The organism is Pseudomonas sp. P5_A2_2, from assembly GCF_054177685.1.
Window position 1 is genome coordinate 1 of record NZ_JBGCUL010000222.1, and the last position, 6,189, is coordinate 6,189.

4 protein-coding genes are annotated in these 6,189 nt (G+C 60.1%); 3 read left to right on the forward strand and 1 reads right to left on the reverse strand.

Translation table 11 applies throughout. The features are described 5' to 3' along the window. A partial coding sequence (locus tag ACXRVY_RS14550; RefSeq protein ID WP_458237639.1) for a hydroxymethylglutaryl-CoA lyase occupies nt 1-830 on the forward strand: 830 nt, incomplete at its 5' end. A gap of 682 nt (nt 831-1,512) precedes the next feature. Here ACXRVY_RS14550 and ACXRVY_RS14555 read toward each other — a convergent pair. Further along, a complete protein-coding gene (locus ACXRVY_RS14555) occupies nt 1,513-3,210 on the reverse strand; it encodes an AMP-binding protein (RefSeq protein ID WP_458237640.1) in 1,698 nt (565 codons plus the stop codon). 204 nt (nt 3,211-3,414) lie between these two features. Here ACXRVY_RS14555 and ACXRVY_RS14560 point away from each other — a divergent pair, with 204 nt between their 5' ends. Then, the gene (locus ACXRVY_RS14560; protein WP_108219085.1) at nt 3,415-4,578 is read left to right on the forward strand and encodes an isovaleryl-CoA dehydrogenase; all 1,164 of its coding nucleotides are present in this window, start codon (nt 3,415-3,417) and stop codon (nt 4,576-4,578) included. Between the two features lie 12 nt (nt 4,579-4,590). Further along, a partial coding sequence (locus ACXRVY_RS14565; RefSeq protein ID WP_458237641.1) for a carboxyl transferase domain-containing protein occupies nt 4,591-6,189 on the forward strand: 1,599 nt, incomplete at its 3' end.

Below are 6,189 nucleotides of genomic sequence, written 5' to 3' on the forward strand. Positions count from 1 at the left end.
CCATCAGTGTTACCGACAAGGTACAACTGGTCGATGCACTGACCGCAGCCGGGCTCGGCTATATAGAAGTCGGCAGTTTCGTGTCGCCCAAGTGGGTGCCGCAGATGGCCGGCTCCGCCGAGGTCTTCGCGCAGATCCAGCGCAAGCCGGGCGTGGTCTACGGCGCGCTCGCTCCCAACCTGCGCGGTTTCGAAGACGCCCTCGCCGCCGGGGTCAAGGAAGTGGCCGTGTTCGCCGCGGCTTCAGAGGCGTTTTCCCAACGCAACATCAATTGCTCGATCAGCGAAAGCCTGGAGCGTTTCGCACCGATCATGGACGCTGCCAGACAACACGGGGTGACCGTGCGCGGTTATGTTTCCTGTGTGCTGGGCTGCCCCTATGAAGGTAACGTCGCCCCGGAACAAGTCGCCGTAGTCGCTCGCGAGCTCTATGCCATGGGCTGCTATGAGGTCTCGCTGGGGGACACCATCGGCACCGGCACCGCCGGCGCAACCCGCAAGATGTTTGAAACGGTAGCAAAGGATGTGCCCCGGGAAAAACTCGCCGGACACTTCCACGACACCTATGGTCAGGCTGTGGCCAACATCTACGCCAGCCTGCTGGAAGGCATCTCGGTGTTCGACAGCTCCATCGCAGGTCTCGGCGGCTGCCCCTATGCCAAGGGCGCCAGCGGTAACGTCGCGACCGAGGACGTGGTTTACCTGCTCAACGGCCTGGGCATCGACACCGGAATCGACCTCGACGCCTTGATGGTTGCCGGTCAACAGATTTGTACCGTACTGGGTCGCCCTACCGGTTCCCGCGTGGCCAAGGCCCGCAGCGCACAGTGAGTGCGCTGAGTGTGTCCGGGTGTTACCGCACGGACTCAAACGTGGGCGCAAGCGAGTAACACGGAAACAAAATGTAGGGTTTTGCCTGAAGCGTAAAACTCTGAAAATCTCCAAACCGTTGATTTTAAAGGCTTTTAAAAAGTTGGCATGGCTCCTGCTATATCTATCGCACAACAAGAATAAAAAAATTGCGGCAAACCTAATAAAAACAAGACGTAACGACTCTGACATAACAAAAACAACACGGCAGAGACGCAGCTAACAGATTTTTTTGGAGAAGATGTGCTTTTCAGGGTGCTTTTCGGAGTTACCCGCAACCGGGCAGAGAATAATAAAACTACCTTCAGGTAGCTCCCGATTCGGTTGGATCGCTCAGCGAGAAAGTAGATCAGCGCTCAAAAAAATACGTTTGCTCTTGATCCCGGATGGGGATCGCCAAAAACAGCGGTAAAGGGCAACGGTTGCCAAAAACAACAACAGACCGACCCTCAATAATAAAAAAAGAGCACGCGCAACAAAATTAAAGGGGAGCTTCGGCTCCCCTTTGTGCTGTCTGGCATTTGTGTTTCCACCACCGCCCCCTGTGGGAGCGAGCTTGCTCGCGATAGCGGTGGGTCAGCCAACATCCATGTTGAATGTGCTGCCGTCATCGCGGGCAAGCCCGCTCCCTCAGGGTTACGCATCAACCCTGCTTGTTGCGCAATTCCTCAATACTGATCTCGCGCATCCGGAATTTCTGGATCTTGCCGGTCACGGTCATCGGAAACTCCTCGACGAACTTGAAGTAACGCGGCGTCTTGAAGTGCGCGATGCGCTCCTTGCACCAGGCTTGCAGCTCTTGCTCGGTGGCGCTGTGGCCGGGGTGGAACTTGATCCAGGCGACGATCTCTTCGCCGTAACGCGAGCAAGGAATACCGATCACCTGAACATCCGCAACGGCCGGATGAGTGAAGAAAAATTCCTCCAGCTCCCGCKGGTAAATGTTCTCACCGCCGCGGATGATCATGTCCTTGTTGCGCCCGGCAATGCACACGTAGCCCTCATCGTTCATGCTCGCCAGGTCACCGGTGTGCATCCAGCCGGCCTGATCGATGGCTTGCGCCGTGCCTTCAGGGTTGTTCCAGTAACCCAGCATCACGCTGTAACCGCGGGTGCACAGCTCACCGATGGTGCCGCGCGGTACCAGGTTGCCCGCCTCGTCAATGATCTTGCTTTCCAGCTGCGGCTGGGTACGACCGACGGTGGTTACGCGCAGCTCCAGGTCATCTGAAGGACCGGTCTGCAATGACACCGGACTGGTTTCCGTCATGCCGTAGGCAATCTGCACTTCGCTCATGTGCATTTCGCTGATGACCCGGCGCATCACCTCGATAGGACAGGTCGCGCCCGCCATGATCCCGGTGCGCAGGCTCGACAGGTCGAACCCGGCACGCTGAGGCTGATCGAGCACGGCGATGAACATGGTCGGCACGCCGTATAGCGCCGTGGCTTTTTCTTCCGCGACGGTGCCTAGGGTCAGTAACGGATCGAATGCATCGTTTGGATAAATCATCGTGCTGCCATGGGTGATGCAGCCGAGGTTGCCCATGACCATGCCGAAGCAGTGATACAGCGGCACCGGGATCACCAGCCGATCGGCCGCCGTCAGGCCCAGGCTTTCGCCGACCATGTAACCGTTGTTGAGAATGTTGTAGTGACTGAGGGTCGCGCCCTTGGGGAAACCGGTGGTGCCGGAGGTGTACTGGATATTCACCGGCTGATCGAAGTGCAGGCTGTCCTGACGCTCATGCAGTTGCTCGACCGTGACGCTGCCCGCCAGATCGGCCAGTTGCGACCATGGCAGGAACCCTGACGGTGGTTGTGCATCCAGGCTGATGACACCACGCAACTCCGGCAGCCGCTCGCTGTGCAGTTTGCCGATGGATTGCCCGGCCAGTTCCGGCACCAGGCCTTGCAGCATCGCGTGATAGTCCGAGGACTTGAAGGCCCCGGCACACACAAGCCATTGGCAGCCGGATTGCTTCAACACGTATTCCAGTTCGGAACTGCGATAGGCGGGGTTGATGTTGACCAGGATCACGCCGATTTTCGCGGTGGCAATCTGACTGATGCACCACTGCGCACAGTTCGGTGCCCAGATGCCAAGGCGGTCCCCGGCTTGCAGCCCYAGCGCCAGCAGTGCTCTGGCGTGCAGGTCCGCGACCTCTGCCAATTGCCGCCAGGTGTAACGCAGCTGTTGATGACGCACCACCAGCGCCTCCCCGTCCGGGTATTGCGCGACCGTGTTGTCGAAAGCCTGGCCGATGGTCATCGCCAGTAAGGCTTTGTCCTGGGAACCGCGGGTATAACTGCGTTGCGGGCTTGCACTGGTTTGATCCATGACGACCCCTATTGTCTTTATTTATGGGCTACCGGCGGTGCCACAGGCGTGGTCCGCGTTCTATCTTGAACTGGCTCTACTCTCGCTCAAGTTGACGTTAACGTAAAGGGTGATTGACAGCCATTCATCACAGGCTTACGTTAACGTAAAGGTGAGAACCCATTGACAGTCTCACCAACCGATAAAAAAGCCAAAAGGTGACCCATGAGCTATCCATCCCTGAACTTTGCCCTCGGTGAAACCATCGACATGCTGCGCGATCAGGTTCAGTCCTTCGTCGCCAAGGAGATCGCCCCGCGCGCCGCTCAGATCGACATCGACAACCTGTTCCCCGCCGACCTGTGGCGCAAATTCGGCGACATGGGCCTGCTGGGCATTACCGTGCCGGAAGAGTACGGCGGTGCCGGCCTGGGTTACCTGGCCCACGTGGTGGCCATGGAAGAAATCAGCCGTGGCTCGGCCTCGGTGGCGTTGTCCTACGGCGCCCACTCCAACCTGTGCGTCAACCAGATCAATCGCAATGGCAACCACGAACAGAAAACCAAATACCTGCCCAAGCTGATCAGCGGCGAGCACATCGGCGCATTGGCCATGAGCGAACCGAACGCCGGCTCCGACGTGGTCTCGATGAAGCTGCGCGCCGACAAGCGCGGCGATCATTACGTGCTCAACGGCAGCAAGACCTGGATCACCAATGGTCCGGACGCCAACACCTACGTGATCTACGCCAAGACCGATCTGGAAAAGGGCCCCCACGGCATCACCGCCTTCATCGTCGAACGCGACTGGAAAGGCTTCAGCCGCAGCAACAAGTTCGACAAGCTGGGCATGCGCGGTTCGAACACCTGCGAACTGTTTTTCGATGACGTCGAAGTGCCGGAAGAAAACATCCTCGGCGTGCTCAACGGCGGCGTGAAAGTGCTGATGAGCGGCCTCGACTATGAGCGCGTCGTGCTCTCCGGTGGCCCGACCGGGATCATGCAGGCGTGCATGGACCTGATCGTGCCGTACATCCACGACCGCAAGCAGTTCGGCCAAAGCATCGGCGAATTCCAGCTGATCCAGGGCAAGGTCGCTGACATGTACACCCAACTCAACGCCAGCCGCGCCTACCTGTACGCCGTGGCCCAGGCTTGCGAGCGCGGCGAAACCACGCGCAAGGACGCCGCCGGCGTGATCCTCTACAGCGCCGAACGCGCCACGCAAATGGCCCTCGACGCGATCCAGATTCTCGGTGGCAACGGCTACATCAATGAATTCCCGGCCGGCCGTCTGTTGCGTGACGCCAAGCTGTACGAAATCGGCGCGGGCACCAGTGAGATCCGTCGCATGCTGATCGGTCGCGAACTGTTCAACGAAACCCGCTAAACGGAGCTGCCCATGGCTACCCTGCATACCCAGCTCAACCCCCGTTCAGCGGAGTTCGCCACCAACAGCGCGGCGATGCTCAAACAAGTCGACGCCCTGCACACCCTGCTCGCCCAAGTGGCGCAAGGTGGTGGCCCGAAGGCTCAGGAACGCCACACCTCGCGGGGCAAACTGCTGCCTCGCGAGCGCATTAACCGCTTGCTCGATCCGGGTTCGCCATTTTTGGAGATTAGCCAACTGGCGGCGTACGAGGTGTACGGCGAAGACGTCCCTGCCGCTGGCGTGATTGCCGGGATCGGCCGAGTGGAGGGCGTCGAATGCATGATCGTCGCCAACGACGCCACGGTAAAAGGTGGCTCGTATTACCCACTGACGGTGAAAAAACACCTGCGTGCCCAGACCATCGCCCAACAGAACCGTCTGCCGTGCATCTACCTGGTGGACTCGGGCGGCGCCAACCTGCCGCGCCAGGATGAAGTGTTCCCGGACCGCGAGCACTTCGGGCGAATTTTCTTCAACCAGGCCAACATGAGCGCCATGGGCATTCCGCAGATTGCCGTGGTCATGGGTTCCTGCACCGCTGGCGGCGCCTATGTACCGGCGATGGCCGACGAAGCAATCATGGTCCGCGAACAGGCAACGATCTTTCTCGCCGGCCCGCCGCTGGTGAAAGCCGCGACCGGTGAAGTGGTCAGCGCCGAAGATCTCGGCGGGGCCGATGTGCACTGCAAGATTTCCGGAGTGGCCGACCATTACGCCGAGAGCGATGAGCACGCACTCGCACTCGCCCGCCGCAGCGTCGCCAACCTCAACTGGCGCAAGCAAGGTGAGGTTCAGCAACGCACTCCGATCGCCCCGCTCTACAGCAGCGACGAGCTGTACGGCGTGGTCCCGGCCGACGCCAAGCAACCGTTCGACGTGCGCGAAGTGATTGCGCGGTTGGTGGACGGATCGGTATTCGACGAATTCAAGGCGCTGTTCGGGACAACGCTGGTCTGCGGTTTTGCTTACCTGCACGGTTACCCGATCGCGATCCTCGCCAACAACGGCATCCTGTTCGCTGAAGCGGCGCAGAAAGGCGCGCACTTCATCGAACTGGCGTGCCAGCGCGGCATCCCGCTGCTGTTCCTGCAGAACATCACCGGCTTCATGGTCGGCCAGAAATACGAAGCTGGCGGCATCGCCAAGCACGGCGCGAAACTGGTGACCGCCGTGGCCTGCGCCAAGGTGCCGAAGTTCACCGTGATCATCGGCGGCAGTTTCGGTGCCGGTAACTACGGCATGTGCGGTCGCGCCTACGACCCGCGCTTTTTGTGGATGTGGCCGAATGCGCGTATTGGCGTGATGGGTGCCGAACAGGCGGCCGGCGTACTGGTGCAGGTCAAGCGTGAGCAGGCCGAACGCAGCGGCCAGGGTTTCAGCGCCGAGCAGGAAGCCGAGATCAAGCAACCGATCCTCGACCAGTACGAAGAGCAGGGTCACCCCTACTATTCCAGCGCGCGCCTGTGGGACGACGGTGTCATCGACCCGGCCCAGACCCGCGACGTACTGGCCCTGGCCTTGTCCGCGTCGTTGAACGCGCCAATCGAACCGAGCCGCTTCGGCGTGTTC

What these genes read in the sequence shown, in the direction of transcription:
- ACXRVY_RS14560 (WP_108219085.1), top strand. Translation starts at nt 3,415, where the DNA reads ATGAGCTATCCATCCCTGAACTTTGCCCTCGGTGAAACCATCGACATG.